The organism is Nostoc sp. PA-18-2419 (assembly GCF_005869855.1).
Lineage (GTDB): Bacteria > Cyanobacteriota > Cyanobacteriia > Cyanobacteriales > Nostocaceae > Nostoc.
On sequence record NZ_SZNH01000003.1, the window covers coordinates 174,107 to 198,045 of the forward strand.

A 23,939-nucleotide genomic window follows, 5' to 3' on the forward strand; every position below is an offset into this window, starting at 1 on the left:
ATAAACTATGACTGTCCAAAAATCTGACTACGAAGCAAGCTTAGCAGAGTACAGTAATCATCTGGCTGCGATCGCCTTACTAAAACAACACCGTCCATACTTGGAGATGATTCCCAGTCTGCGCCGTCCAGATGATAGTGTGATTGCTATTCCTTTACCAATTGTTCGTCTTCGTAAAACTGCTACAAAAGAACTACAAGCAATTTGTTTACCCTGTGATGTAGCACTTTTGATGTGCGATCCAGAATGGAAAATCAAAACTGGAGTAGAGATTTTAATTTTTATTCATCGTCCCCATGAAGACTTTTCTGATTTGTTAGGACGTTGGCGACAATCCCAAGTTTTTTTAGACAATGATTATGAATGGTTGATGCCTCTCCCTCACAGCCATATTTTAAGTGAAGGAGCTAATAGTATATATCCTTTATTTATAGTTTTTCATGAAACATCAGAACGCATCCAGCGAGGTCTTGTAGGAGCAGAACTTCCATTTATTATAGAAACATCAAATTTTTTAATTGAAGAGAATTATACAGACACTTTTTCTCCGGAAATTCCACCAGCTTAATCAAAGCAAAAGGTAAAAGTAGAAAGGCAAAAGAAAGAATTTATTTTTTATTTTGCCTTTTTAGTTTTGTAAAGACACGATTAATCGCGTCTCTACTTATTACTTCACAAATTGGGGCATAATTTCCGCAGCGGTAAATATTCCATAGATGCCACGTTGGTGCAATTGTCTACCAGCTTTGAGATAGCCGAAAGCAGGGCCGCAGACATTGGCTGCCATACTGGTTTCATCTCCTAAAGTGAAGGTATGAGTGGAAATTTTACCTTCAAAAGTGCGTCCTGTTACCTTAACGTTAGTGCTGAGGGGCTTTTTAGGATTGCGAGTATCGACTACACCACCAACAGTAACGCGATCGCGCCCCACTATCCCAGCTACCTCTAACATTACATCATCGGCGTGTTCCATATTCTCTAAGGTCAGCACGCCATTGGTTTTATCTAATAGTGCTTCTACCTCTCCATCAGTCATCGCCCTAGCAGTTTCCACTGTGTAACCAGGCATATGTCCGATATCTTCGCGGATGGTGGCGCGGTAAGCCTCCCAGTTGGCAATTCCTACACCAAAGGTAATTTCTACGTTGTGAACTTCGGCATAGCTTTGGGCGGCTAAAGCGGCCGCGGCAGTTAACAGTCCAGGCGTAGCACCGCATCCTGTCATGTAAGTAATTCCGGCAGCTTCCAGTTCATCTTTCATCGCCAGTAATTGTTCTACAGCACTGGTGCGCTTAATTGCATCCACTAGCACACCCTGCCAACCAGATTCGATAAATTGCTTGGCAACAAAGGAAATAAAATCATTTGGTAAGTTGGGTAATGCGAGAAAATACCCATCTACAGGCTGACTGGTAGCGATTAAATCTTGAATACTGTTATTGCTTAATGTCCCAACTGGCTCTAAATAACCTACTGAACCTTGAGACTGATAGGTGGCGATACATTCTTGAGTATTCAAACCTTCAGCAGTGTAAGCGTAGCCTTTTTGATCTGCTGCTGCGACTAAAATCATTTCGCGTTTACCAGCAAGTAGCTTGGCGGCGGCTTGTCCAAGTCCGCCAAACCCTAGTACTCCTACGCGGATTGTTTTGTTCGCCTGTTCTGTATTCATAGTCAATTTGTTGAGTTGAGTTAACAGCTTTCAGTACTTACCGTCTTAGATTTCGCCTTGTGGCTGATGGCTAAAAGCTATAGAGGTTAATTATGCTTTATTATCGTTGGTTCTTCGGCTGACCAATGCATTTTTTTAGCAGAAAGTCTTGGTTGTGAATTTAGGCCTGTGCCAATCTTGATACAGGATTTGCGCCAAATACTGTTATTAAATTACGTTTAAATGTTTATACAGCTAAAATTCATATAATTGTTCTATTTAATTTATATATGCTGACCCTCCAGGCGAATAGCTTTAACTGGGCTTTAGAACATGCACTAAGATATGGTAATACTGATGTTTTTCCACTTCCATTTGAGTATGCAGCGATACAGCATGACTGGCAATCTCTACGTTCATGATTAGAACAACAGAATATTCTTGAATGGCAAGTTCGTCCACATAGAACTTTACTCTCACCAAAAGCTAAATATGGCTTCAGAGTTATTACACAGCTAGATCCACTTGATTTCATTATATTTGCTGCTACTGTCAGAGAAATTGCCTCTGATATTAAAGCTTTTCGAGTTCCTATCAATCAAAACTTAGTGTTCTCATATCGCTTTGCAGCCGATTTAAATGGACAGCTTTTTAACGCCAACATTTAGTTACAGAACTTTTATAGAACAAACACAATTTTTGCTAAAAGACGAGAGCATAGAATTTGTCGCCGTTACAGATATTGCCGACTTCTACTCACGCATTTACCATCATCGACTAGACAACGCACTTCAAAGCGCAACTTCACGACAGTCTCACGTTAGAGCAATAATGCATCTTTTCGACACATTAGCTGAAATGTTTGCTGAATAATACTTAAAATTTTAATCCGGCAGATATCTATAAACACTTTTTGGTGCTGATTTTGACTAGTGTCGATTTGCAACTAACCACAATCAAAAGGTTTTAAGCTGCGATCGCACACTTTACCATTTTGCTGTTAGGTTACACTAAGCTGAATTTCACCTCACTTATCAGCAAAGTTAATGTAAATGATAAACTTTTATAATAAAAATTATACTTTTGTAACTTATCTGGCTAGTTATACTGTCTCTAATGCTTATATTTAGGACTTTTGCCGCTTGCATAGCAAACTCAGTTGTTACCTTGACTAATTGATGAGGTTAAGAGAGACTAACTAAAGACTGATGTGTATGCTAATAAAATTACTAATTTTTGTAAATTTTTTAAGATATATATTTTGAGAGATGGAACATTAGTTAACAAATGGCAAGTTTGTATCTAAGTAAAAATGTTCCGATGGCTATATTTTTAGCCTTCTGCTAAGGCAGTAGAATTCATAGGTACTTATCGTGGTTGGCCAAGAGCATGGAGACATTAGAGTTCATAATCTATCCAGATGGTCGGGTACAAGAAAAAGTCACTGGCATTGTGGGTACTTCTTGCGCTGAGGTTACAGCAGCAATAGAGGCGCAGCTGGGGCAAGTACTTAAGCATGAGCCAACCTCAGAATACTTCGCCGCCAAGGTGCAGCAATCAAATGTGGCGAATACGCACACCACTTACAGCGATTGGTAAGTTTTCACAGTAGTTTAGTGTCATTTAATTCAAACCACCATGTCACACTTTAGCCAAATTAAGACTCAAATCCGTAACCTTGATTCTCTGAAAGATGCTCTGACTGAATTAGGCATAGACTGGAAACCAGGTCCACACGAAGTACGCGGCTATCGGGGTCAAACTCATCCTGCCGAAGTTAGTATTGAGCAAGAAAATGGCTACGACATCGGTTTTAAATGGAACGGCAAAGAATATGAGCTGGTGGCTGACTTGCAATATTGGCAGCAAAATCTTTCTGTGGATGGGTTCTTGCGCCAGGTAACACAACGCTATGCTTACCAAACAGTAATGAAAGAAACTGCTCGTGTTGGCTTTCAAGTTGCTGAAGAACAAAAAAATGAAGATGGTTCAATTCGCCTGGTAGTACAACGCTGGAGTGCGTAATGGCTGATTTTCTGCCGTCGCTGGAAGAACAAGAAGGAAATCGTTCCGGTTTGGAACCAGAATTAGGGGGTTTTTTACGGGATACCCCAGAACGTTCTGGTTTAGAACCGGAATTGGGAGGTGTGCTTCGCCAAAACGGTGTTTATGTTGACGAAATCACCTGTATAGGTTGTAAGCACTGCGCTCATGTTGCGCGTAATACTTTTTACATTGAACCAGATTATGGGCGATCGCGAGTAATTCGTCAAGATGGGGACGCCGAAGAAATTATCCAAGAAGCAATTGACACTTGTCCGGTTGATTGCATTCACTGGGTTGATTATACAGAACTGAAAAAGTTAGAAGAAGAGCGCAAATATCAGGTAATTCCTATAGTGGGTTATCCGGTAGAACAGGCAGTTGCTGCTAGCGAACGGCGACGTAAAAGGCAAAAGTTAAGAAGTAAAAAATCCCGTTATTAAAATAAAAAACTTAAACGAATGTAATCAGGACTGGTACAACCAGTCCTTTTATTATTTGTTATTTTTGTAATTTGTAAAAAAAAGATAAAAGTCAAAAGAGTACTACATATAAATAAATTTATTTACTTGAGACTAATTTGATTCTTCTTTTTTTATAGAAGGAGCGTGAAGGCAGTTCTTGGTGGAAGTAAAACTATTACTCTTCCTAACATTCACGCTTGTCATTATGTCTTAAAGGGTGTGACTACGGCTATAACTTTTAACTTTTGCCTCGTTTAGTGATATCTAGATAATCTAAAATAGGAATAGATATTATTCTTTGATATTCCTAAAACAGCTTTTTAATGTAAAAAAATCAAAAGTTAATTTGGTTGCCTTTATTTAAAATTTAAAGGCTCGTGTTGTGAAAGCAATTTTTCTACTTTTGCCTCATCGATTCTAGCTGTTAATTTTTTAGTTTCGTACAAGTCTCTAGTGGTTTTTGCTAAAGTAAAAGTGGAACCAACAGAAAAAGCCAAACCCATACCCATAAAGCCTTTCACCCAGCTATCCACAGGCAAATGTACGATACCATAGGTAGTCATAGAAATAGAAAGCATAAAAGCTGCCCATGTTTGAATAATCCAAGCTAGACTATCTTTTTGAGTTCCAACTGTTTGCATATTCTCTACCTTTTATTTAAGTAATTGATAGCAATTATTCAAAATAATTCAGGAGCTATAATTTAGAATTTATCATCAATTAGTGGAGAATTCAGACTAGCCTTAATTTAAAACGACATCAATCTTCTTTCTGAGAGCTGCACCAACGATTTAGTAAGAGTAGAAAAGTACGGTTTGTTCATACGCCACTCATACAAAATTTTTGCTTAATTATTTTTTTAATTAAGAATTTTCCCATTAAACCGGAGTTTTCAGAGATGTATTTTGTATTTTTATTTTGGATAATTGCTGTTAAAAATAATTGTATTGATTGGTAAGTTTACTGATATCAATAATCAGACCAGTTTAGTAACTGGACTCAAAAAGCCCAACTTCAGAGCAATTGGAGCAAATAAAAACTGGCACAAATATTGTACCAGTTACAAAAGTGGCAACACACGGATGAGTTTACTTAATCATCTGGAAAAGTCTGTACCTTACCATCAGGACTGAGAACAACTCGAATCCTGACATTTTGTCCGCGTGTATTGGCAGAAACAAAAGGTTGACCAACTTCAGGCATCCCAGCGCTATCAACGTATTCTCTTGCTGCTTTATTCAGAGGAAAAATTCGTTCAACTGTGCCATCAACACCGACTATCAAACTGTATTCTAATGTTTGTCCTAATCCTGTAGGTGGTTGCCAATGCTTTTTTATATATTCTCTAGCTTCTGCTACTTGAGTTGTGTCAAATAATGTGCCTGTTGCCACTTCTCTGGATGTGGGGGTTTTGCGTTCATCCCCTAATTGATCGATAAATGGATTAGTATTGGCAGTCTTAGATGAGGGCACTTCTGAAGAGGGTTTATTCCTAGGAGAAGCTGCTTGTAGGGCACTGATTGTTTCGTCCAGTTGTTGTGAGCTTAATGGAGACGGTTGGACGGGAATATTGCCACGGCTATTATTGGGTATGGTGGCAACGGAGGGTGGGACTACTGGTGAGATATTGGGTGATAAGTTGTTAGTGGTAGAAGATAGGCCAGATGGTAAATTTCGCCTTTTAGGAAGAGCATCAGCTTGGGGATTTGAGGCTGTAAGATTTTGTCCGAGATTTGGTAGTATGGCGATTTCCTGTCCAGGAATTTTACTCGATGGTGCGATGGCTGAATTCTTAGGAACAGTTGGAGTCGTCCCTTGGGGTATAGTCAGTGCATTTGGCAACACAGGTGGTGCTGTAGAAAAACTTGAACCAGGGGATGTTAAAGGTGTTTGGGGCAAACTAGATGTCCGCAGTGGAGGGGTGGAACCGAGCAAATTATCTGCTGGGGTGGTGAGTCCGGGCTGAGGTGTAGGAAAGGCTGGTGAAGGTTCTAAAGGAGTCTTTACTTCTGTTGAATCTGCTGTTTTAACTGTCCGCTGTTCTTTTTGCCTAATATTGTTGGCATATTGCCAGGTAACTGGTAAGAAGCCCACAGCTAATACTAATATTGCGGCAACAGGTGCCCAAGCGGGGAAGCTCATATCTGAACTCCTACTGTTGAGAGTTGGTAGTGCCATGACATCGGTTGAGTATTCATCTAAAGCAGTTGCCAAATCGAACAGTTGCAACAAACTCAGTTGAATCACTGAGCCAGATGTTTGGTTAGCAAGAGAACCAAGAAATAGATTGTGAGTTAAATAGCTGCTGGGTTCTAAATGTATATTTGCCGCTGGAATTCGGGCACTAGAAGAATTTAATGTTTTTGTTGATAGTTGTAAATCTGGCTCATCCAGTGCCGTGCTTGATTGTTGAGAACCAGAGAAACTGACCCAAAAGCTTTCTGGAGACTGTTGGAGGAATTCTTGTACATAGCTTGTAACTGCGTCAGACAAAGCTTCGAGTTGGTTGCGATCGCCCCGAATGGGAACTCTGTGTTCTGGTGGTAGTCGGGGATCGTCAAAACGCAGCTCAAAGCTGAGGTGCTTGAGAACAGTTTTCCCCATCCAACGGGACAAAGGTGAGCTTTGCGCGAATACTTCTAGCGTACAAGTAGGGGGTGTGTAGCGACGAATCACAGTATTTGATAGAGGCATAGCAGGAAGTAGCAAGGAAGACTATTTAGGATTTTCCGTTCGCGTAGCGTGTCAAAGACAAAAGTTGAGTTAGTTGTTGGTAAATAAAAGTTGTGACTCAGAAGTTTAGAAGATTCTTTTTTTCTGCAAACTGATGTGCAGGGAACAACCAATGTTGATAGCTCATTGCCCAACGGCTAGCGAGCGTCATCAGGGTTTCTTGACCTAGCAAACTTGAGGGGCGAATTTTGGTTAAGGAATCGTCAAATGTTAAATTTAAAATTTTGTAGAACGGTCTATAAGTGCTAGCCAAAGACGGCGATGCCCACCAGGGGCGCTGTAAAAAAGTAAATCTACTAGCAGTTTTAGCGCCAGGTTGGTAAGTAAATCCGTTGAGATTTCCTCGTCCTCTTCCATCCGTTCTTGGTAAGTGTTACAAAAAGCATCAATATAATCTCCAAGTAAAGCAGCCTGGTGAGGTTCCCGGTTCGTTTCTGCCATTTGTTCTAACAAACCAACAGCGCGGCGAATCAATTCCTGGTTTTGTCTGGCTAAGTAGCAAATGATGAGAACAAGCGATCGCGCTTCTTCTACATCTAGCTTTTTTCGCCCTCCTTGACCTTTGCGTAACGGATTTGATTGACGCAGTCGCCATAAAGCTACGCGGTCTGGCACTCTTGACTCTAAATTCAAATCAGTTGCCGCCGAAAGCATAGCCTCAGAACCAATTCCAGTTAAGGTTTCTAGCGCCAACAGCACCAAGTCTAATTGGGTTTTGATATTGTCCCATTGAACTGTATTTGGGGCTGGAAGCTTGATTAAATCCTCCCACTGGGCATTTGGAGTGGCTGAGTTGGTGGCCGAGTGCATAACTTTTAGCATAGGTGATCAAGCTGATGGGGAATGGTGCTGTTACCCATTTTGAAACCAGACTCTCAATAATTAAAGTTGGTTTCCTATAGCTATGAGCCAGAGGCTTCATCTAGCTTTTATTTATTTAGTCAACAGCAGGTATCTTTGTCCTACTCTAGATGAAAATTAATTTTCTACAAAGTAGAAGATTAATAATTCCAGTTAAGGTTTACCCGACTTTGGCTGCCAGCTCAGTACAAAAGTATAAATAAATATTGTTAAGAATGCTAATGTCATTGGAAAAAGGATCAGCAGACAAGAGGAATTATAGATAAAAATAGAAGTCACGACTTGCCAGCTTGGGGCGATAGGATGGGAAAATCACAAGTAGGGGAAAATACCACTTTCACAAGACGTGAACACCGATCCAGGCGATCGCTTTGTTGTTTTTACAATATCGATTAAGAACAAAAATTTTTCTTTGCTTAGAGTCTAACCTACGGCAAGCCACTGTGGTTTGAGGTCAGCGGCGCTCTGCACGTTTATAAATGTCTAATGCGGTTCGTTCCTCTAAAAGCCTATGCAACCTACTAATCCTAACCAATTTACAGAAAAAGCCTGGGAAGCGATCGCCCACACACCGGATATTGTTAAACAATACCAACAACAGCAAATTGAAAGCGAACATTTGCTTAAAGCCCTGCTAGAACAAGATGGTCTAGCCAGCAGTATCTTGACCAAAGCCAATGTTAACTTGCAAAAACTGCGCGATCGTACTGAGCAGTTTATCCAACGTCAGCCGAAAGTATCTGGCACCAGCACTTCCGTCTTTTTAGGACGCAGCTTGGATACACTTTTAGATCGCGCAGACGGATATCGCCAGGAATTCCAAGACGAATATATTTCAATTGAACATTTATTGCTGGCTTATGCTAAAGATGAGCGTTTTGGCAAAGCTTTATTTCAAGAATTTGGTTTAAATGAAGCCAAACTAAAAAATATTATTAAGCAAATTCGTGGGAGCCAAAAAGTGACCGACCAAAATCCAGAAGGCAAATATGAAGCACTGGAAAAATATGGACGTGACCTCACAGAAGCAGCCCGGAAAGGTCAACTCGATCCAGTAATTGGGCGGGATGATGAAATTCGTCGCACTGTACAAATTCTCTCTCGCCGCACTAAGAATAACCCCGTATTAATTGGTGAACCCGGTGTTGGAAAAACTGCGATCGCTGAAGGATTAGCACAGCGGATTGTTGCTGGTGATGTCCCCCAATCTCTCAAAGACCGCAAGTTAATTGCTTTAGATATGGGCGCTTTGATTGCGGGGGCAAAATTTCGGGGTGAATTTGAAGAACGTCTAAAAGCAGTATTAAAAGAAGTTACCGAATCTGGCGGCAATATTGTTTTATTTATTGATGAAATTCATACTGTTGTTGGTGCTGGTGCTACCCAAGGGGCAATGGATGCTGGTAACTTGTTAAAACCAATGTTGGCGCGGGGCGAATTGCGCTGTATTGGGGCGACAACCTTGGATGAATATCGCAAATATATCGAAAAAGATGCCGCACTGGAAAGACGTTTCCAACAAGTTTATGTCGATCAGCCCAGTGTGGAAGATGCGATTTCGATTTTGCGCGGGTTGAGAGAACGTTATGAAAACCATCACGGGGTGAAGATTTCTGATAGTGCTTTAGTTGCAGCGGCGATATTATCGAGTCGTTATATTAGCGATCGCTTTTTACCAGATAAAGCCATTGACTTGGTAGATGAAGCTGCTGCTAGATTAAAAATGGAGATTACTTCCAAGCCAGAAGAACTTGACGAAATTGACCGCAAGATTCTGCAATTGGAAATGGAGAAGTTATCACTACAAAAAGAAAGTGATCTAGCTTCTCGCGAACGTCTCGAAAGACTGGAAAAAGAAATTGCTGACTTAAAAGAAGAACAAAGTTCTCTGAATGCTCAATGGCAATCTGAAAAAGATATTATTAACAAAATTCAGTCTGTTAAAAAAGAGATTGAACGCGTTAACTTCGAGATTGAACAAGCAGAACGTGACTACAACCTCAATCGTGCAGCAGAGTTGAAATACGGCAAATTAACCGATTTACATCGCCAATTGGAAGCAGCAGAATCCGAACTAGCAAATGTCCAAAGAAGCGGTAAATCTCTCTTGCGTGAGGAAGTAACCGAAGCCGATATTGCCGAAGTTATTTCTAAATGGACAGGAATTCCGATTAGCAAGTTGGTGGAATCAGAAAAAGAAAAACTGCTGCATTTAGAAGATGAATTGCACCGTCGCGTGATTGGACAAGAAGAAGCAGTCACAGCCGTAGCCGATGCAATTCAGCGATCGCGTGCTGGATTAGCCGATCCCAATCGTCCCATCGCTAGTTTTATTTTCCTCGGGCCGACGGGTGTAGGTAAAACTGAATTGGCAAAAGCCTTGGCGGGGTATATGTTCGACACTGAAGAGGCGCTAGTGCGAATCGATATGTCGGAATATATGGAGAAACACGCTGTTTCTCGGTTAATCGGTGCACCTCCAGGATATGTAGGTTATGAAGAAGGCGGACAATTAACCGAAGCGATTCGTCGTCGTCCTTATGCTGTGATTCTGTTCGACGAAATCGAGAAAGCACACCCCGATGTATTTAACATCTTCCTGCAAATTCTTGATGATGGTCGCGTCACTGATGCCCAAGGTCATACTGTGGACTTCAAGAACGCTATTATTATTATGACTAGTAATATCGGTTCTCAGTATATTCTCGATGTTGCTGCCGATAACGCCCACTACGAGGAAATGCGCCGTCGGGTAATGGAGGCGATGCGAAATAGTTTCCGTCCAGAATTCCTCAACCGGATTGACGAAATCATCATCTTCCACGGTTTGAATAAGCAGGAATTGCGACAAATTGTGCAGTTACAAGTGGAAAGATTACGCCAACGATTGGGCGATCGCAAAATTTCTCTTAAACTCTCCAATGCCGCCCTTGACTTTTTGGCAGAAGTAGGATATGACCCAGTATTTGGAGCGCGTCCTCTGAAGCGAGCAATTCAACGGGAGTTGGAAACGCAAATTGCCAAAGCCATCCTGCGCGGCGAATTCAACGACGGCGACACTATCTTTGTAGACGTGCAAAATGAAAGGTTGTCGTTTAGCCGTTTACCAGCCGAGGTATTTACTGCATAATTATACTTTGCAAATCACATTCAAAAACCCGTTTTCAGAGAGAGAGCGGGTTTTTGAATTATTTATTGAGAAGCTGGGAATCCTAAGTTATATTCATCAAAGGAATCGTGAATAAAGAAAATTTTTTTCTAGTCCTCACTTTCAAAAGGTGATAACCAATGATTAGTATAATTACACCAGTTTATAATGGTGAGAAATTTATAGAATTTTGTCTTCAAGTTGTCATTAAACAAAATTTTTCAGAAGTCGAGCATATCATTGTTGATGGTGGCTCAACTGATAAAACAATAGACGTTATCAAGCATTATGCCAATCAATATTCTCATATTCGCTGGATTTCTGAAAAAGACCAAGGACAGTCAGATGCGATGAATAAAGGAATTTCTCTAGCACAAGGAGCAATTATAGGCATTTTGAATGTTGATGATTTTTATGAACCAAACGTTATTCGTCGCATCTGGGAACTTTTTCAAACTCTACCAGAACCTAGCTTAATCGTTGGTAATTGTAATATCTGGGATCATCGAGACAGGTTAATTCAGGTGAACAAACCTAAACGACTACGAACAGTTAATTTACTGACGGAAAAGCAAATTAATGATGATGGAATCATTGATACCGCTTATCCTGTCAATCCATCAGCTTACTTTTACCACAAATCCTTGCATCAACAAATTGGATTATACAAAGTTGAAGAGGATTATCTGATGGATCTAGATTTTCTGCTGAAAGCAGTTAGATTAGCTCAGGTTAAATATTTTAATGAAATTTGGGGGAATTATAGATATTATCCGGGAACAAAAACTTTTGGTGATATTACAAATGGAACAAGTCAAACGCGAATTCGACAGCTATTTAAGGAGTATGCCAAAACACTTTCTTTAATTGAGCAATGGGAGATACGTTTGGCTCGAATTATAATTTTTATTCCCTTAAGAATTTCTTATTTCTGTAAGTATCCGCAACGATTACCTCAATCAACAATCAATCGATTGATGAAATCAATTTCGTATTTTAAGACTAAATAATAATTCGTAGAGGCAGGGAATATAGGAGAATTAAAAATCATGTTATGTATGGTGTGTTGAGTCGATTAACAAACTTCTATTTACTTCTCTAGAAGACACTCTTGCTAGCTCGTTAAACAGAAAAAGTACGAGTAATCGGCTCTTTAGCAATTGTCTATTCAGAATTGGGAATTAAAACAGGTTTTATATTTGACTACCGAACCAACCGTTATATACTTCACTTATACAAATTCAATTAATGATTGCAATATATCTTTGGTTTAAGACGCAATTCATCGCATCTCTACAACTAATCTATTTCTCACATTCTTTTTTCAAATTGGTATTATTTTGAAACCCACTGTATCTTATTGATATTAACTTAAGTCTTAGTAATTATAAGTCAAGGCTATACGAACTAAGTCCGCCTAGCGGACTTAGCGAAAATTTAGACATTATCTAAATTTTTGATTGATTCTTACACATAACTTGTCGCATTTTACGCATATTCGCTGGTAATTCAAAGTTCATTGCTTGTTGAATGAAAAACGATGGAATCGGGATATTAGGCGTAGCTTGTACAGTATAAGCGAGTAAAGTGCCATTACCGCAATCTTTAAGTTCTAAATGAGCGTTAAAATCCTCAAAAGTCCCTTTTTCCATGCGAAATTGGATTTGTTGCCCTAGCACCTCTACAACATTAAGATAAATTTCTACTTGAGCCGTGAAAAACAGAAAGGCTTTTTGTGCTGCTTGATACAGTCGCTTGACTTCACCTCGATGTATTACTTCACTCTTGGTGATATCAGGAAAATACTGCACCCAGCTAGGGTAATCGGTTAATTGCTGCCAAACTTGTGATCGCACCATTGGTACATACATCCAAGCGGTGACAGCGCCACCACACGCCTTGTGTGATCGCGTTTCTACTAAAATTTCACCTTGTACCAGCAACCTTTGCTTGTCTTGACTCCAAGCCATATTTGAACCTGCAATAATTGAGTTTAATATATCAGACGCAGACATAATGATTTCGTTTACTCCTCTACTCATCCACCTAACAACCTTAGAACTACAAGCTATGAAAACTTAACACTTATCAGTTTTGTTCCTTGGGTAAAAATTCTCTACAAAAGTTGGGGGTAAGCATTAGTACCAGGTTTTAATCTCCCACCATAGGCCTCTTTAAGTATTCGCTGTTTACCGTTCACTGATTTAATTGAGATCCAACCCACTAAATTTTAGTTCCAGTTTAGTATTTGCTCTTTCCGGAAATAATAATTTCTTGATAATTATTTCAGTCAGTTTACTCGAAAAACTGTGTTGACGATCGCACTTAACACAATCAACACCTAAGTAAATGTTGCTAAAAGCAATACTCATAAATAAAAATGAAGTTTTTAACAGCTAAAATGGCACAAACACGAGATGATATCAAGCACCACGAATAATTCTAGAAGTTTACTCGGTAGACACTTCGTCCACTTTTGGGGACTTTTAGTGGTTAACGTCTGTTAATCTCTGCGTGTTATTTCTGATGAAACGACAATTTCATCGTATCTTCATACCTGAATGTCAATACTAAATGTAATGTCTGTTGAGTTGAGAGGAAAACTAAGTGAGTCAATCTTCTTTAAATCGTAGATTAATCCAAATTGTCGGTATCCTTCTGGGGATGAGTGTAGCTGTTTGGGTACTCAGAGGCTTTGGTATTCTTACTTTTATTCCAGGTGGAATTATTTGGCTACTACTACTCGGGGCGCTCGCGATCGGGATCATCAGTTATGCTCAAAGAACTTGGTGGCGTTTTTAATTATTGGGCATTAGGAGAGACGCGATTAACCCTTGTCTGTACAAGAGTTTAGAGCAAAGCCACAGACTTTTGGGTTGCTCGAGTTAAGAATAATTTTTCCTCTGGCTTTTTGCTCTGTCATTTCCTCTACTTCCCACTTCCTCTGTTATCTTTAGGTTTTTCGACTCTAAATTAACTTAGTACCTGCTGATGGAAGCTTCTGAGCTGTTAGAAACAATTACACTCCTAATTCATCAAGCCCAGCAAGGGGAAATAGACCCTTGGGATGTGCAAGTGATTGAGGTGATTGACCGTTACTTAGAACTAATGGCACCACAGACAATAAAAAAAGGCTATGAAGCAGACTTATCTCAATCTGGACAAGCCTTTTTATCAGCGTCAATGCTGGTATTATTCAAAGCCAATACCTTAATGCAATTGTCAACAATAAAAAATGAAGAGGATGATGTAGTAGATGATGCTTTACTGACAGATGAAGACGGTATATTACATCAGAGTCATCGTTTACCATTAGAACGACAATTGCGTCGTCGTCCAGCGGCAATGCCACCGCCGAAACGCCGGGTAACTCTGCAAGAGTTAATCGAGCAATTACAGATTATGGCCAACCAGCTCAAACTCGTAGAGAAAACCAGTAAACCTATCCGTCCCAAGCGTCAGCCTAGCATCCAAAGTATGCGGGAGGCTCTAGAACTGGCTCACCAGGAAAATTTAACACAAGTGGCTGGAGAACTTGAGCAGGTAATGAAATTATCCACTAAAGAGCTATATTTAGAAGAAAATTGCTTAAGTTTAGAACAACTTGTACAGTTGTGGATTCAAACTAGACAATCATCTCAAAACGGGTCTGGACACCAGTCTAAACACTCTCACCTAGTTAGCGTTTTCTGGGCGCTATTACTACTCTCAGCTCAATCCAAAGTAGAGCTATTTCAAGAGGAATTTTATGATGAGATTAAAGTTCGCTTACTTACAGATTCGGCTAATACCCGTAAACCTTTAGAGCAATCAATGAACTAAGGAAGCTAAAACTGGCTCCATAAATCAATGTCACTTACTATAGCTGTAGTCACATTATTTAGGACATAATGACAAGCGTGAATGTTAGGAACAGTAATAGTTTTACCTCCAGCAAGAACTGCCTCCTGCTATAAATTCGCTAGATTTAGCTCCCCAACTGTTGAATAATCAAGGATCTGGGCAACAACATTTGTTCGAGTAAATATTATTTATCTATACAGATAATTAACAGATTTTTGCTTCAGCCCTAAAATCCGAGTAAATTGAAAAGATAAGCGATCGCTTGTCATCTAAGTGTGCCTATGGTTGCAATAACCACTAGATTACTGTTATCCCTATTTGGAGGGATAACTTACAGCAGAAATAAAAACTGATGATTAAGTATCACCCAATGAAAGTAAACTGGCTTGTGGTTGAGGAATAAACTTTTATGAAAGCGATGATTCTCGCTGCTGGTAAGGGTACTCGTGTGCGCCCGATTACCTACACTATGCCCAAACCGATGATGCCCATCCTGCAAAAGCCAGTGATGGAGTTTTTGTTGGAACTGTTACGCCAACATGGATTTGACCAAATTCTGGTTAATGTTAGTCATTTGGCTGAGGAAATAGAAAACTATTTTCGTGATGGTCAGCGGTTTGGCGTACAAATTGCCTATTCTTTTGAAGGGAAAATAGATGACGACGGTAAACTGGTAGGCGAAGCCATCGGTTCAGCTGGAGGAATGCGGCGCATTCAAGACTTTTCACCGTTTTTTGACGATACTTTTATCGTGTTGTGCGGTGATGCTTTGATTGACCTAGATTTAACTGCGGCAGTTAAATGGCATAGAGCTAAAGGGTCGATCGCTACTATTATCACAAAATCTGTCCCCAAGGAAGAAGTTTCTAGTTACGGTGTGGTTGTTACTGACGAAGAAGGTCGTGTCAAAGCTTTTCAAGAAAAACCTTCAACTGAAGAAGCCCTCAGCACCAACATCAATACAGGTATTTATATCTTTGAACCAGAAGTATTTAACTATATTCCCTCTGGTGTTGAGTATGACATTGGTAGCCAATTGTTCCCTAAATTAGTGGAAATCAAAGCTCCCTTTCATGCCATCTCTATGGATTTTGAATGGGTAGATATTGGTAAAGTACCAGACTATTGGCGGGCAATTCGCGGTGTACTGCTAGGTGAAATCAAAAATGTGCAAATTCCTGGTCATGAAGTTGCTCCTGGAATCTACACCGGTTTAAATGTTGCTGTCGATTGGGACAAAGTGGATATTACAGGCCCAGTTTACATTGGTGGGATGACAAGAATAGAAGATGGAGCTAAAATTGTCGGGCCAGCGATGATTGGCCCCAATTGTTGGATATGTAGTGGTGCAACAGTAGAAAACAGCGTGATTTTTGAATGGTCGCGCCTTGGGCCAGGAGTCCGCTTAGTAGATAAGTTAGTGTTTGGACGTTATTGCGTTGATAAAACTGGCGCTGCAATCGATGTTCAAGCCGCAGCTTTAGACTGGCTGATTACTGATGCCCGTCAGACATTACCATCTCATACCCCTTTAGAGCGACAAGCAATAGAGGAGTTACTGGGGACAAGCACAAATTAGGGACTGGGGAATGGGGCATTGGGCAAACAAGGAGTGTGGGAGGTGTGAGAAGATAGGGAAGAAATCTTTTCCCCCACGCTCCCTACACTGCCTCATCCCCCTCATATCCTTATTTCCCAGTCCCTAACTATTTAAATAAGTATATCTTCTGAGACTTTGTTCGTAGGTTTGTAAGAGTCGCTGAGACTCTGCTAGAGTAATCCGCTTTTCCTCTAAAGCTTGTTCACAGCGTTGGCGAATGTTTTCCACCATATCTTCGGAGTCATACTGGACGTAGCTGACTACTTCGCTCATGGTGTCGCCTTTAACTACATGTTCTATTTGGTAGCCTTTGGGCGTCAATTGGATGTGAACGGCATTGGTATCGCCGAATAAATTGTGCAAATTACCCATGATTTCCTGGTAAGCTCCATTGAGGAACATGCCCAAATAATAGGGTTCTCCTGCTGTGTATGGGTGGAGTTCTAAAACCGATTTGACATCGCGCAGGTCAATAAAGCGATCAATCTTACCATCACTGTCGCAGGTAAGGTCTGCTAAAATTCCCCGCCGCGTTGGTTCTTCATCCAAGCGGTGGATTGGCATGATCGGAAATAGCTGGTCGATCGCCCAGCAATCTGGTGCTGATTGAAACACTGACATATTGACGTAATAGATGGAAGCCATAATTTTCTCTAAGTCTTCCAACTCGTCTGGTACGTATTCTTGCTGCCTGGTAATGTTTAAAATCTTTTGACAACAAGCCCAGTAGAGCCGTTCGGCTTTTGCTCGTTCTCTAAGACGTAAAATTCCCAAGTTAAACCGACTGATGGCTTCTTCTTTGAATTGTGCTGCATCATGGTATAGCTCTTGGTAATTTTCTTTGTTGATCGATTGGTAGCTTTCCCAAAGGTAATTAATAATTGGGGATTCTCCCTCTTGTGGTGATTCTGGTGGATTGAGAGGGACATCACTGGTACTGAGAACGTCGAAAATTAAGACTGACTGATGGGAAGCGATCGCTCGTCCACTTTCACTAATCAATGTTGGTACGGAAACTTGCCGTTCAGCACAAGTATCTTTTAACTCTGCCACAATATCGTTGGCATAGTTTTGCATGTTGTAATTTTTCGATGCGTAGAAGTTGGTTTGGGAACCGTCGTAATCTACACCCAAGCCACCACCGACATCAAGGTATTTCATATCTGCCCCCAACATTGCCAATTCAACATAGATGCGACTGGCTTCTTGAATGGCATCTTTAATCACATTAATAGCAGAGATCTGTGAGCCAATATGGAAGTGCATCAACTGCAAAGAATCCAGCAGGTTAGCTTCCCGTAATTTGTCAACTGCCTCGATTACCTCAGGCATAGTTAAACCAAATTTAGCGCGATCCCCGCTGGAGGTTCCCCAACGTCCCATACCTTGGGTACTGAGTTTTGCCCGAACGCCCAAAATCGGCTTAATACTTAACTGGCGGTTGGCTGCAATTACCAAATCCACCTCTTCAATCTGTTCTAAGACAATGATTGGTGTTTGCCCTAGTCTTTGGGCTAACATTGCAGTTTCAATGTATTCCTGGTCTTTGTAGCCATTGCAAACTAATAATGCTCCCGGCGTATCCAAGATAGCTAGAGCAATCATTAATTCTGGCTTGGAACCAGCTTCTAAACCAAATTGATGCGGCTTGCCGAATTTAACTAAATCCTCAATCAAATGCCGCTCTTGGTTGCATTTGACAGGAAACACGCCACGATAAACACCAGGGTAGTTGTAACGAGCGATCGCTTTAGCGAAACAAGCATTCAACCGCTCAATCCGGTCTTCTAAAATATCAGAAAAGCGAATTAGCATGGGTAGTCCCAAGTTGCGCTGCTTCAAGGCGTTGACTAATTCAAATAAATCTAGAGAACCCCCGCGATCGCCTTTAGGCGCAACGGTGACATGACCAGCAGCGTTAATCGAAAAATAAGGTTGTCCCCAACCTTCAATGCGATACAAGGCTTCGCTATCCTCAATTTTCCAGGAGTGAGGTAAATCTCCTGTGGTAGTACTAGGTGGTAATAAGTTTTTTTGCTTATGATTTTTCACTTCAGATTTATGTGCATTGGACGGTAGTACCACCTCGTCAGATGTAGCAGTTGACTCAACACCCATTTCTTCCTAACCTCTGTGTTTCACCCACAAGTTAACAATTTAGCGCATTCATCTAGCAACAGATATGCACCCAAGGTTAATTTCTGAGATAAACTCTGATTGGTCAAGAGTCATGTCTTATTTAGTCATTAGTGCAAAACCCTAGGACAAAGGACGAAGGACAAACAGTGAAGTCACCAGCGCCAAAAGCCTGCGCTCATAACTTCAAAGACAATTGACCAAATAAAAACTTTACTAAGTTTTGGGAGATAGCTTTGGAACGCACATTTTTAGCAATTAAACCTGATGGTGTACAGCGCAAATTAGTAGGTGAAATTGTTCGTCGCTTTGAAACTAAGGGTTTTACCTTAGTTGGTTTGAAGTTTCTGAAAGTCAGTCGGGAATTAGCTGAACAACACTATGATGTCCACCGAGAACGTCCATTTTTTGGTGGCTTAGTGGAATTTATTACTTCTGCGCCTGTAGTGGCGATGGTATGGGAAGGAGATGGTGTCGTTGCGGGTGCAAGAAAAATCATTGGTGCGACAAACCCCTTATCAGCCGAACCAGGAACAATTCGCGGCGATTTTGGCATAAATATTGGTCGCAACCTGATCCACGGTTCCGATGCTCAAGAAACCGCCCAACGAGAAATAGCTTTGTGGTTTAAGGATGAAGAATTAGTTAATTGGCAACCGCATTTAACACCCTGGTTGCACGAGTAGCAAAGTAGGGAATGAGGAGATAGGTAGATAAGGGAGTAGAGACTACGAGAAGATAACGAAGTTCTTTATAATTAATCTTCTCTTCTTTATTCGCTTCATCACCGTTATTTCCTCATCTCCCCATCCCCCGATCCCCTCTTCTTAGCGACTTCCAAGAAATAAATTATTCAATTTCACCCCTATCAAAACGACTTTCTCTCCCCCTGCTCCCTACCCCTTGCCCTAAAAGCGTTCGCGTAGCGTCCCGCAGGGATGGGATATTTTTTTATTTGGAAGTTCCTTATTTGGGTACTTCAGTCTTTTCTGGTTCTACTTGGGGTAATTCGGTCTCAACACGCTTAGAAAATCCCCAGCCTAAAATTAGGAAGATGGCTGTAATCATTACCCATTCTGGTGGGACTAAACTATCGTTAACTACTTTTAAGAACAGTCGCAAGCCTACTAAAGCAACAGTTATATAGCCTGCATCTGCTAGATTTTCATATTCGTCTAGCCAACGGATAAACAATCCTGCCATGAATCGCAGCGTAATAATACCAATTGTTGCACCTGTCAGCACTAACCACCTTTCTTGAGAAACAGCGATCGCAGTTGTTACGCTATCCAATGAAAATGCTAAATCTGTAAATGCAATCACGGGTATAGCTTGCCACAAAGAGTTAAAACGCGGCCCGTGATGGCGATCGTCGCTGGCTTCTTGTGAGCTAAAGTGTTGGAATACTAACCATAGCAGGTAAGCAGCGCCCAATAATTCAAATTGCCAGAATTTTTGTACCCAAGTGGCGGTAAGAATAAGGCTGATTCGCAGTACATAAGCAACAACTAAACCAAAGTTTAAAGCTTTACGCTCAAGTTCTTTGTCTTCTAACCCTTGGGCGATAGCAGCCAGGGCGATGGCATTGTCAGCAGATAACACCGCCTCTAAAAACACTAAGATCAGCAGGACTATCGGGGCTTCGACGCTCAAATGAAAGTGGAGGTAATCAAAAATTTGGTCTAGCATTCCAAGTTTCTCAAGCAGAAAAATTAAAATTTGACAGTAACAGAGATTTTCTTATTTCAAGAGCGCAATAAATTGCCACTTTAAATCCAGCTTAACGTGGTTATGGTGCATTTTGAAGGAGGTTGAATGTGTACGCTGGTTGTGGAGGTGGGGTAATTTTCGTATAAGTCAATACATCAAAAGTCTTAACATTTAGCTGAGTGTGATCGCAATGGACTGCTGTTACAGTAGGCTCTAGCTTCTCGTTCTAGACGTTCAATTTCTCTTTTCCACAACTCAAGCCTGTGTTCTCGGTCTTGTAATTAATATATTGTAGGGTTTCTGGAAGGCTGGGTATTTAGATTAGGCAAAATTCCATTATTTGCAAGCCAGATGCGGGAAAATATCTGCCAAAGAAATTCATGATCGTGCTTATCGGCATCCAGACAACGAATCTGCTTGACTGAAAGAGTGGATTCACCAAAAAGGATTTGCTCATTTCTGGAGTTTTTCGGAAATAGACGCGTCTCACTACCTCTTCCACGAAAGAATTCGACTACAAACCACTCACCAAAATCGAATATACAAACCTCTGTCGGGTCGCTACCATCATCCTCTAACAGATCAACATCACCTTGGATTTGATACCCAATGGTAATTTGTAATGTTTTAGGTAACAAGATGCGAAGCCTTTCAAAGCGGTTACTATAATCAGTCCAAAAATCTCTACGTCTACATAGTCGATTTGACTCGAAGTCTTGCAAATCAAGCTTGTTCAATATGATATTTACTAACTTTTGGAAATCAGTATAATTGATAGCTCCAATCCACTCTCGAAGTCTTTGTCTTGCTGGATCTGAAAGTTTATACCAATTTTCACCATTTCTATAATTATTTTGCAACCAATCAATCATTAATGAATGATTGGTTGCTATATTATTGGAAACATTAATGAGTAAATGATTAACAGTCTTGATTTGTTGATTATCTGACATTTCATCCAGACAAACTAACAGCCATTTTACCTGCTGGTGATTTGGAGAGCGAATTGTAGTGAAATCCGGAGTTATGTCTTCTATAAATTGGCTAAACAATGGAATATAAGCAGGTAAAATGTCTCGGATATTGTTTAGCAATCCAGTTCGATTAATCTGAGCTTTAATAGGTTTATTGTTCCCAAATATGAAAAGTCAGTTAACTTTTTTACTGAACTTATGCTGATAAAATAAATTTATAATAAAAACTCTTTTCTAAGCATTGACAAATTCTCTATACTACCGTGTGTATTTAAAACTTACGCACCGAAGCCTAAAACTTAGATTTCCCCAAGCAAGCCTTACAAAAAAGGTTGGAAGATATGAGTGGGTAAATCTTGAAGTTTAAGGAGGATAAGACCTGAAACTAAGGCTATTCGTTTATTTGACCATCAGCTAATAGATTTTTTATAACACCCAGACATAATCAGCCTTATTTCTGAGTTACTTGAGTTTTGATATAAGTTAATTCCGAGTGTTGGGATCTCCCCAAGTAGAGGGAGTACTCCCGACAGGCGTTTTCCCTATGAACAACTGCTATCAACCCCTTCGGAGAATTAAAAATTAAAACTGTAAGGGAAAAGGGTAAAGGTTGAATTCAAACTTTTCTCACTTACGCTTTTCCCCATTAATCAAATCGTATTGCCCCCTGCTACACTCCCCATGACCTATACCCAATGCCCTAATTCAAAAAGGTGGCAATTCTTTAAGAATTGTAAATCGAATATGATTAATCGCCAGATCTCCAATGGGAATATCTTCTTTAGTTAACCGCGCACCTTGACTGGTCAAAGTTTCAAAGGAGATACCCTTACCAATTTCAATGTGATACCAGCACAAGCCCATAAAAAAGCGTGTAGGATATGGCCCACCGTGACCCACATCATCAGGATTCGATTCCATTGGCAACCAGCCAAAATTCGGTACGTAGAACTCTAGCCAAACATGATTAAAGTCAGGCTGTAATGGTACACCTTGGTGTTCGGCATTGGGAGGACATTTATACCTACCAACTGTGCGACAAGGAATACCATTCAAGCGGCATAGAGCGAGTAAAACACCAACATACTCACCACAGGAACCAACACCGCGTTCTAAAACTATATCAGGTGGATCTATGTAGGGTTTAATACCATAAGATAACTCATCATAAACATAATTACGGATATTGTACATTTTCCGTAGCACATTGGTTTCAGAACCAATTGCTTCTCTGGCAGCACGGCGGACAATGGTAGTATCCATTGCTAAGTCGTCATCGTCCACTAGATAGCGGGTTTGCAATTCTGGTGAAAGTTCAGGTATATTTTCCACATCTTTGGGTGTGATGCGATACTTAATTCCCCTAACTTCTAGAAGTGCTTTCCAGCCAAATACATGACGTTCTCCTGGGGTGAGAGCATCAAATTTAAATACTGCTACACGTTGCCCATCTACCACTTCTTCGGTGAAGGGTATACCAATGGGTTCAACATGTTTTACTTTTTGACGCTCGGTTTGAGATGGTAAAGCAATGCGCCATTCTACGTTTGGTAAATAAACTTCATCTAAGGGAGCTATTTCTTCAGCATAGGACATTTCGATGAGATAGCCATTAGAGAGGGCGTAGCGCTTATCTGGCTCGTAATGATAATACAGGGGATGAATAAAAGTGCGATCGCGGTAGGTTAGCTCATGATTTGGGTCAGCATTTGGGTTATCGCGGATATAAGGCTCCTCAGAGGCGTAGGCGACATACAGACTTTGTTTTCCTGTATCGCCATCAAGATGGATTGCTATACCCGTAGGCGATTCAAACGGAGTCAGAACACTGAATTGAAGTTCTCCAGTTGCCCTGTCCATTGCGTAAACTGTTTGTTCTGTGCGATCACAAATCCACAATATTTCCTCACTAACTGCCAAATTTTCTACTCCTACTCCAGGGGCAGAAAATCTGGTAATTTCTTTTCGGGTTTCCCGGTCAAAAATCAGAATATAGCCTAACCTTTGACAGCTAATGTAGACTGTTGTTTCCCAAACAGCGACCCCATCGGCAGCATAAGGCAATGTTACGAAATGTTCCAGACCCAAGGCATTCAGCTTGCACAAATAAACACTGCGATCGCGACTCACCCACAGAGTATCTTCCCAAATCGCTAAACCAGTGACATCGCAAAATTCCTTAACTTGATGGGGATTGAGAATTTTGCTGTTGTCAGAGGTGGGATCGATTTCCAGTAGATGCCCTTTTAGACTGTCAATGGCAATCAGTCTATCTTTAATGAAAGCAATACCGCAGAGGGTAGCAGCAGTAAGCGGTCGAATTATCTTTTGCCCAAACATCTGGCTAGCAGTCAAAGTGGGGAGTACAAAACTCATATTAAATATTTATTAAATGGTTCAGCACGTTTAAGCAGTTCCCAATTCGTCTGGAAAAGTTTGCTACAAACGGCAACCCGGCTGGCAACTTGACCTAATTCCAAATCAAGAAATGCGATGATGCCATGCATCCTGGCTAATAACTGGATGCAAGTTTAAGCAACAGCAGCCTAAAAATAATTGTGGCATATCTTCTGTAACCTAACTTCAGATTTCTATTACTCACTATTATTCAGTACAATGTGTTACCAAAAACTCTTTCATAAGAAATAACACATATATGTTAATAGAAGAGAAATTTGCAATCCAATACATGGGGTTAAGTGTTGAGTGTTAACCCTTAACCGTCAACAGTCAAGCTGAAATTACAGCGTATTGCAGGTTTATGAGGTACAAAACT

The 23,939-nt window shown here is 40.6% G+C and carries 19 protein-coding genes; 10 read left to right on the forward strand and 9 right to left on the reverse strand.

Annotation, left to right across the window (positions count from 1 at the left end; genetic code table 11):
• Positions 1–7 precede the first annotated feature (7 nt).
• Positions 8–568 carry a hypothetical protein gene (locus tag FCR06_RS04560; protein WP_138497658.1) on the forward strand — a complete coding sequence of 187 codons (561 nt, stop codon included), beginning with the start codon at positions 8–10 and terminating at the stop codon, positions 566–568.
• A gap of 99 nt (positions 569–667) precedes the next feature.
• Here the strand turns inward: FCR06_RS04560 and bioU are convergent, their stop codons facing one another.
• Positions 668–1,672, reverse strand: coding sequence for a (S)-8-amino-7-oxononanoate synthase BioU (bioU, locus tag FCR06_RS04565; RefSeq protein WP_138497659.1), 1,005 nt, complete (start codon positions 1,670–1,672; stop codon positions 668–670).
• Positions 1,673–3,040: 1,368 nt separating this feature from the next.
• On the opposite strand from bioU, the gene FCR06_RS04570 reads away from it, so the two are divergent.
• The 3 genes from FCR06_RS04570 to FCR06_RS04580 are packed head-to-tail and all read left to right on the forward strand — an operon-like array spanning position 3,041 to position 4,137.
• Entirely contained in the window at positions 3,041–3,250 is a 210-nt protein-coding gene (locus FCR06_RS04570) for a DUF2997 domain-containing protein (protein ID WP_138497660.1), read from the forward strand.
• 39 nt (positions 3,251–3,289) lie between these two features.
• Positions 3,290–3,676, forward strand: a complete 387-nt coding sequence (locus FCR06_RS04575; protein WP_138497661.1) for a DUF1257 domain-containing protein — start codon at positions 3,290–3,292, stop codon at positions 3,674–3,676.
• Entirely contained in the window at positions 3,676–4,137 is a 462-nt protein-coding gene (locus tag FCR06_RS04580; protein WP_138497662.1) for a ferredoxin, read from the forward strand. Before FCR06_RS04575 ends, FCR06_RS04580 begins: the two co-directional genes overlap by 1 nt.
• A 377-nt stretch (positions 4,138–4,514) precedes the next feature.
• Here FCR06_RS04580 and FCR06_RS04585 read toward each other — a convergent pair whose 3' ends face one another.
• The 3 genes from FCR06_RS04585 to FCR06_RS04595 form a co-directional block, all read right to left on the reverse strand.
• Positions 4,515–4,799, reverse strand: a complete 285-nt coding sequence (locus tag FCR06_RS04585; protein ID WP_138497663.1) for a YiaA/YiaB family inner membrane protein — start codon at positions 4,797–4,799, stop codon at positions 4,515–4,517.
• A 451-nt stretch (positions 4,800–5,250) separates the two neighbouring features.
• Complete coding sequence (locus FCR06_RS04590; RefSeq protein ID WP_138497664.1) at positions 5,251–6,852, reverse strand: DUF4335 domain-containing protein; 1,602 nt, start codon at positions 6,850–6,852, stop codon at positions 5,251–5,253.
• A gap of 255 nt (positions 6,853–7,107) precedes the next feature.
• Positions 7,108–7,713, reverse strand: a complete 606-nt coding sequence (locus FCR06_RS04595; RefSeq protein ID WP_138497665.1) for a DUF3038 domain-containing protein — start codon at positions 7,711–7,713, stop codon at positions 7,108–7,110.
• Between the two features lie 550 nt (positions 7,714–8,263).
• On the opposite strand from FCR06_RS04595, the gene clpB reads away from it, so the two are divergent.
• Both clpB and FCR06_RS04605 read left to right on the forward strand, forming a co-directional pair.
• Positions 8,264–10,882 (forward strand): ATP-dependent chaperone ClpB, encoded by a 2,619-nt coding sequence (clpB, locus tag FCR06_RS04600; protein ID WP_138497666.1) that lies wholly within the window; start codon positions 8,264–8,266, stop codon positions 10,880–10,882.
• A 158-nt stretch (positions 10,883–11,040) separates the two neighbouring features.
• A complete protein-coding gene (locus tag FCR06_RS04605) occupies positions 11,041–11,910 on the forward strand; it encodes a glycosyltransferase family 2 protein (protein WP_138497667.1) in 870 nt (289 codons plus the stop codon).
• A gap of 438 nt (positions 11,911–12,348) precedes the next feature.
• Here FCR06_RS04605 and FCR06_RS04610 read toward each other — a convergent pair whose 3' ends face one another.
• Positions 12,349–12,915 carry an SRPBCC family protein gene (locus FCR06_RS04610; RefSeq protein WP_138497668.1) on the reverse strand — a complete coding sequence of 189 codons (567 nt, stop codon included), beginning with the start codon at positions 12,913–12,915 and terminating at the stop codon, positions 12,349–12,351.
• A 592-nt stretch (positions 12,916–13,507) separates the two neighbouring features.
• Here FCR06_RS04610 and FCR06_RS04615 point away from each other — a divergent pair.
• The 3 genes from FCR06_RS04615 (at position 13,508) to FCR06_RS04625 (ending at position 16,322) form a co-directional block, all read left to right on the forward strand.
• Positions 13,508–13,702 carry a hypothetical protein gene (locus FCR06_RS04615; RefSeq protein ID WP_138497669.1) on the forward strand — a complete coding sequence of 65 codons (195 nt, stop codon included), beginning with the start codon at positions 13,508–13,510 and terminating at the stop codon, positions 13,700–13,702.
• A 189-nt stretch (positions 13,703–13,891) separates the two neighbouring features.
• Positions 13,892–14,722 (forward strand): segregation/condensation protein A, encoded by an 831-nt coding sequence (locus FCR06_RS04620; protein WP_138497670.1) that lies wholly within the window; start codon positions 13,892–13,894, stop codon positions 14,720–14,722.
• 430 nt (positions 14,723–15,152) lie between these two features.
• Complete coding sequence (locus tag FCR06_RS04625; protein ID WP_138497671.1) at positions 15,153–16,322, forward strand: sugar phosphate nucleotidyltransferase; 1,170 nt, start codon at positions 15,153–15,155, stop codon at positions 16,320–16,322.
• Positions 16,323–16,445: 123 nt separating this feature from the next.
• Here the strand turns inward: FCR06_RS04625 and speA are convergent, their stop codons facing one another.
• The gene (gene speA / locus FCR06_RS04630; RefSeq protein WP_138497672.1) at positions 16,446–18,461 is read right to left on the reverse strand and encodes a biosynthetic arginine decarboxylase; all 2,016 of its coding nucleotides are present in this window, start codon (positions 18,459–18,461) and stop codon (positions 16,446–16,448) included.
• Positions 18,462–18,715: 254 nt separating this feature from the next.
• On the opposite strand from speA, the gene ndk reads away from it, so the two are divergent.
• Entirely contained in the window at positions 18,716–19,165 is a 450-nt protein-coding gene (ndk, locus tag FCR06_RS04635; protein WP_138497673.1) for a nucleoside-diphosphate kinase, read from the forward strand.
• A 280-nt stretch (positions 19,166–19,445) separates the two neighbouring features.
• Here ndk and FCR06_RS04640 read toward each other — a convergent pair whose 3' ends face one another.
• From FCR06_RS04640 to FCR06_RS04650, 3 genes are all read right to left on the reverse strand, one after another.
• Positions 19,446–20,168, reverse strand: coding sequence for a TerC family protein (locus FCR06_RS04640; RefSeq protein WP_138497674.1), 723 nt, complete (start codon positions 20,166–20,168; stop codon positions 19,446–19,448).
• Positions 20,169–20,470: 302 nt separating this feature from the next.
• The gene (locus FCR06_RS04645) at positions 20,471–21,283 is read right to left on the reverse strand and encodes an EH signature domain-containing protein (RefSeq protein ID WP_223280036.1); all 813 of its coding nucleotides are present in this window, start codon (positions 21,281–21,283) and stop codon (positions 20,471–20,473) included.
• A 585-nt stretch (positions 21,284–21,868) separates the two neighbouring features.
• Positions 21,869–23,539 (reverse strand): transglutaminase-like domain-containing protein, encoded by a 1,671-nt coding sequence (locus FCR06_RS04650; protein ID WP_138497675.1) that lies wholly within the window; start codon positions 23,537–23,539, stop codon positions 21,869–21,871.
• Positions 23,540–23,939 lie beyond the last annotated feature (400 nt).

What these genes read in the sequence shown, in the direction of transcription:
- FCR06_RS04560 (WP_138497658.1), top strand. Translation starts at nt 8, where the DNA reads ATGACTGTCCAAAAATCTGACTACGAAGCAAGCTTAGCAGAGTACAGT.
- bioU (WP_138497659.1), bottom strand. Translation starts at nt 1,672, where the DNA reads ATGAATACAGAACAGGCGAACAAAACAATCCGCGTAGGAGTACTAGGG.
- FCR06_RS04570 (WP_138497660.1), top strand. Translation starts at nt 3,041, where the DNA reads ATGGAGACATTAGAGTTCATAATCTATCCAGATGGTCGGGTACAAGAA.
- FCR06_RS04575 (WP_138497661.1), top strand. Translation starts at nt 3,290, where the DNA reads ATGTCACACTTTAGCCAAATTAAGACTCAAATCCGTAACCTTGATTCT.
- FCR06_RS04580 (WP_138497662.1), top strand. Translation starts at nt 3,676, where the DNA reads ATGGCTGATTTTCTGCCGTCGCTGGAAGAACAAGAAGGAAATCGTTCC.
- FCR06_RS04585 (WP_138497663.1), bottom strand. Translation starts at nt 4,799, where the DNA reads ATGCAAACAGTTGGAACTCAAAAAGATAGTCTAGCTTGGATTATTCAA.
- FCR06_RS04590 (WP_138497664.1), bottom strand. Translation starts at nt 6,852, where the DNA reads ATGCCTCTATCAAATACTGTGATTCGTCGCTACACACCCCCTACTTGT.
- FCR06_RS04595 (WP_138497665.1), bottom strand. Translation starts at nt 7,713, where the DNA reads ATGCTAAAAGTTATGCACTCGGCCACCAACTCAGCCACTCCAAATGCC.
- clpB (WP_138497666.1), top strand. Translation starts at nt 8,264, where the DNA reads ATGCAACCTACTAATCCTAACCAATTTACAGAAAAAGCCTGGGAAGCG.
- FCR06_RS04605 (WP_138497667.1), top strand. Translation starts at nt 11,041, where the DNA reads ATGATTAGTATAATTACACCAGTTTATAATGGTGAGAAATTTATAGAA.
- FCR06_RS04610 (WP_138497668.1), bottom strand. Translation starts at nt 12,915, where the DNA reads ATGTCTGCGTCTGATATATTAAACTCAATTATTGCAGGTTCAAATATG.
- FCR06_RS04620 (WP_138497670.1), top strand. Translation starts at nt 13,892, where the DNA reads ATGGAAGCTTCTGAGCTGTTAGAAACAATTACACTCCTAATTCATCAA.
- FCR06_RS04625 (WP_138497671.1), top strand. Translation starts at nt 15,153, where the DNA reads ATGAAAGCGATGATTCTCGCTGCTGGTAAGGGTACTCGTGTGCGCCCG.
- speA (WP_138497672.1), bottom strand. Translation starts at nt 18,461, where the DNA reads ATGGGTGTTGAGTCAACTGCTACATCTGACGAGGTGGTACTACCGTCC.
- FCR06_RS04640 (WP_138497674.1), bottom strand. Translation starts at nt 20,168, where the DNA reads ATGCTAGACCAAATTTTTGATTACCTCCACTTTCATTTGAGCGTCGAA.
- FCR06_RS04650 (WP_138497675.1), bottom strand. Translation starts at nt 23,539, where the DNA reads ATGAGTTTTGTACTCCCCACTTTGACTGCTAGCCAGATGTTTGGGCAA.